Annotated in this window: 3 protein-coding genes; 1 reads left to right on the forward strand and 2 read right to left on the reverse strand. The window is 71.9% G+C overall.

Going from position 1 to position 2,565, the window contains the following annotated elements:
* Positions 1 to 636 (reverse strand): oligosaccharide flippase family protein (locus HUU96_RS14780; RefSeq protein ID WP_217430345.1); only part of this gene is annotated, 636 nt, incomplete at its 3' end.
* 99 nt (positions 637 to 735) lie between these two features.
* Here HUU96_RS14780 and HUU96_RS14785 point away from each other — a divergent pair.
* Positions 736 to 1,929 carry a glycosyltransferase family 4 protein gene (locus HUU96_RS14785; protein WP_174293494.1) on the forward strand — a complete coding sequence of 398 codons (1,194 nt, stop codon included), beginning with the start codon at positions 736 to 738 and terminating at the stop codon, positions 1,927 to 1,929.
* Here HUU96_RS14785 and HUU96_RS14790 read toward each other — a convergent pair.
* Positions 1,839 to 2,565 (reverse strand): O-antigen ligase family protein (locus HUU96_RS14790; protein WP_174293495.1); only part of this gene is annotated, 727 nt, incomplete at its 5' end. The genes HUU96_RS14785 and HUU96_RS14790 overlap by 91 nt on opposite strands.

The raw sequence follows: 2,565 nt of genomic DNA on the forward strand, positions 1-2,565 counted from the left end.
GCCGCAGCCCAGCCCCGCGGTCATGGTGACGACGACGGAGGCGATCATCGCCCAGGGGCTGGGATGGACCGCCGCGACGATGATCGCCGCCGTCACCCCGGCGACCGCGCCGACACTGTCGGCGACCGCCAGCGCGCCGAACCGGAGCCCGCGCACCAGCAGCGCGAACTGCAGCGTCGCCAGCCCCGACAGGACGATGGTCCCGGCCAGCACCAGGGTCGGCGCGATCACCTCGCGCGTGCCGTAGAAGACGGCAATCAGGGGTGCCGACGCCGCGAATGCCGCCGCCAGCGCCACCGACAGGCCGAGGTTGATGGCGAACAGCGTCGTCGCCTGCGCCGGCGTCACCTCGCGCACCGACTCCACCGCCTGTGCGAGGCCGAGGTCCTGGAACAGCATGACGATCCCGGCGAGCGGCATCACCATCGCGAAGATGCCGAAATCATGCGGCGAGAGCAGCCGCGCCAGCACGATCGTCGATACCAGCTGGGTCGCGAACTTCACTCCCTGCGCCATCGCCAGCACGATCGCGCCGTTCATCGCCCGGCCGCCGAGCGCGCCACCCTCGAGATCCGACGGTCTGCCGTCCACCGCGTCCGTCACCTCGCCCCCCTTGGCGGCGCGCGGCCGCGGCACGATCCTAGGAGTCGCGGCAGCGATGCGCCACGGCTTTCCCGGCGCGGCGCGCGGGGTGCCGCTTCCGCTTGTCGTCGCGGCGTGCGACCAACTGCGGCGATGACCGATCGCCCGCTCACCATCCTTGCGCCGACGCGTTATCCGTGGCGGTTCAACGGCCCGCGCGCGTCGCGGCATCGCGTGTGCAACCGCTCGTTCGTGCCGCTCGGCCGCCTCGATCCGCGGATCGAGGGCGTGACGATCGCCAACCCCTGGCCGCCGCGCCGCTTCGACCTCGTCCACGCCTTCAACCGTATCCCGATCGGGACGACGCCCTATGTGATCGGCTTCGAATCGCACCTGCCGCGCGCCTATGGGCTGGAGGACACGGGCTATTTCCACCGGTTGCAGCGCTCGCTTGCTAGCGAGCGCTGTCGCGGCATCGTCGCAATCTCCGACCACGCGCTCGCCATCTTCCGAGCGACGCATCGCGGCTCGCCGCTGGCGGCGACGCTGGAGGCCAAGCTCTGCCGCCGCTATCCCAATTTGCCGGTGGCAGCCGCCATGCCCGAGCGGCATCGCCAGGGTGACGCGATCGAGGTGGCGTTCGTCGGCAACCATTTCGCGCGCAAGGGCGGCTGCGTCGCGGTGCGCCTGGCAGAGATCGCTGCGGAGCGCGGGCTGGCGCTGCGGCTGACGATCGCCTCGTCGCTGCAGATGGGCGGCGGCATCTGGACCGACCCGCGCCGCGCCGGCTATTTCGACGGCTGGCGGCGGCGGCTCGACCATCCGGGCATCACCGTCGTCGGCCCTCTGCCCAACGCGCAGGTCGGGGCGCTGTTCGCCCGCTCCGACGTGGCGTTGCTCGCCAGCTTCGGCGACACGTTCGGCTATGGCGCGATCGAGGCGATGGCGGCCGGCTGCCCGGTGGTGGCGACACGGCAGGGCGCGTTCCCGGAGTTCATCGCCGATGGCGTCGACGGCGTGCTGCTCGACCTGCCGACAAACGGCTTTGGCGAATGGGTCGGCTCCAGCGCCCCCGACCGCGACACGCCGGCGTTCGAGCGGCTGTTCACCGACGAGGTCGAGCGGCTGGCGGAGGAGAGCTTCGCCGCGATCGCGGGACTCGGCGGGGCCGCGCTTACCGCCATGCGCGGCCGTGCCTTCGCGACCGCGCGCCGCATGTTCGATGCCGCCGACGCCAACCGCTTCTGGGACGATTACTATGCCGCGGCGGTGCGCCCCGCCTCGCCGCGCCACTGCGGCGGACGACGGACCGCCGGCATCGGCTCCAGCCGCCGTGCCATCACATAGACCAGCACCAGCAACAGCCAGCCGAGACTGAACGGTTCGAGCATGTCGACCTCCAGCAAGGTGCGCGACAGCAGGAACGCAACCAGCGCCAGCATCAGCGCCGCCGGCGCGTCGGGCTGCCGATCGTAGCGCTGCACGCTCGCCGCCGCGATCGCGAGGAGCGTGAGGCCGACGGCGGCAAGGCCGATCACGCCAAGCTCCACCTCGGTCTCGACATAGAGGTTGTGGAAGTGGAACCCCGATTGCGAGGCGATGCCGGCATAGCGGTACAGCCCGCGAGCGTCGGCGAACTGCGGCCGCCAGAACGCCTGATAGCCGACGCCGAGCCAGCGATGATCGGCCATCACCTTGCGCGCGCGCCACCACAGATAGGTGCGCCCGGTCAGGTCGGGCGTCTTGCCGATCAGCCGCAGCAGGTCGCCGAGCCGATCGCGGCCGAGCGACCATGCCGCCGCAGCGACGCTGCCGGCCACCGCCAGCCCTACCGCCGTCGCCAGCCGCCGCACCCGCCGAGGGGAACGCGCCAGCATCGCCGTACCCAGCAATACCGCCAACGCCAGCGCGGTCGACGCGGCACCGTCGACCGAGCGGCTCGCCAGACAAATCGCCGCTCCCGCCAGCCCGCCCGCCAGGCAG

It is taken from the genome of Sphingomonas bacterium (genome assembly GCF_903644135.1).
In the GTDB taxonomy this organism is placed as follows: domain Bacteria; phylum Pseudomonadota; class Alphaproteobacteria; order Sphingomonadales; family Sphingomonadaceae; genus Sphingomonas.

Coding starts and splice junctions, on each gene's coding strand:
- HUU96_RS14785 (WP_174293494.1), top strand. CDS start 736: ATGACCGATCGCCCGCTCACCATCCTTGCGCCGACGCGTTATCCGTGG.